At 38.5% G+C, this 798-nt stretch carries 3 protein-coding genes; all 3 read right to left on the reverse strand.

Annotated elements, in window-relative coordinates; genetic code table 11:
* On the reverse strand, nt 1-322 hold a 322-nt coding region (locus tag C5469_RS22910), incomplete at its 3' end, for a recombination protein NinG (protein WP_207629338.1).
* Nucleotides 294-485, reverse strand: coding sequence for a NinE family protein (locus C5469_RS22915; RefSeq protein ID WP_166311006.1), 192 nt, complete (start codon nt 483-485; stop codon nt 294-296). The genes C5469_RS22915 and C5469_RS22910, both read right to left, overlap by 29 nt.
* 15 nt (nt 486-500) lie before the next feature.
* Nucleotides 501-737: a hypothetical protein gene (locus tag C5469_RS22920; RefSeq protein WP_166311008.1), complete on the reverse strand. Its 237-nt coding sequence runs from the start codon at nt 735-737 to the stop codon at nt 501-503.
* Nucleotides 738-798: the final 61 nt, after the last annotated feature.

The following is a 798-nucleotide window of genomic DNA, read 5'->3' on the forward strand; positions in this document are numbered from 1 at the left end:
CATTATGAAATCTCCCACAACTAATACATGGCTGGTACTTATCTCTTTCTCTGATAAATGCATTAAACGCCTGCTGTGCCTGATTTCTAAAATAAGAGAGTGGCTTTACTGCTAACTTGCGTGCTTTGAGTTTATCTTTCTTCTCTGCTAATTCTTGCTGACGTTTCTTTTTCAGTGCCTGCTCTGCTTTTTCCCTGTCTCCATTCCGCTTCTTAATTGCTAATTCCGCGCCATGTTCTGGATTACACCACCATATATTATGGTATTTTGGCATAAACCATTCACAACATATTTTACACTTTCTCCTTGATGGCTTTTTCATTTCTATTTCTCCGTCTATCCCACTTTGCTCGCAATAGCTCATAAACGTAATTAAACGTTTTAACTTCTGACTCGGTAGGAACTGGCTTAGATTTTCTATTCGATGGGACTTTATATATCAGATTATTGATGACTCGTTGAGTCTGTGATGTTTGCTGTGACATTTGATCACCAATTATTTATTCCTTTTTTCTTCTTTCAAGAGCGGCAGTAGCAACGAGAAAGTTAGACTCTATAAGCTGTTTCGCTTCTCTCTTCATTTCTTTGCCGATGCGTAATGCTCTTTTGCCCTGCTTAAGTTGCCACAACGCATACAAGCAGAAAGTCCTCGCTGTCACCGCCAGCCATAAAAGCCCAAAAACAAATGTCGCTACAATGCCAGCAAATGCATAGAAATAGAGTATCCAGTCATTCATTATTTATCTTGCTCCTGTTTTAATTTCATATATTGCGAGTTATTTGGAATAGTAACCAAAC

This window comes from Photorhabdus cinerea (assembly GCF_011189575.1).
GTDB lineage: Bacteria > Pseudomonadota > Gammaproteobacteria > Enterobacterales > Enterobacteriaceae > Photorhabdus > Photorhabdus cinerea.

What these genes read in the sequence shown, in the direction of transcription:
- C5469_RS22920 (WP_166311008.1), bottom strand. Translation starts at nt 737, where the DNA reads ATGAATGACTGGATACTCTATTTCTATGCATTTGCTGGCATTGTAGCG.
- C5469_RS22915 (WP_166311006.1), bottom strand. Translation starts at nt 485, where the DNA reads ATGTCACAGCAAACATCACAGACTCAACGAGTCATCAATAATCTGATA.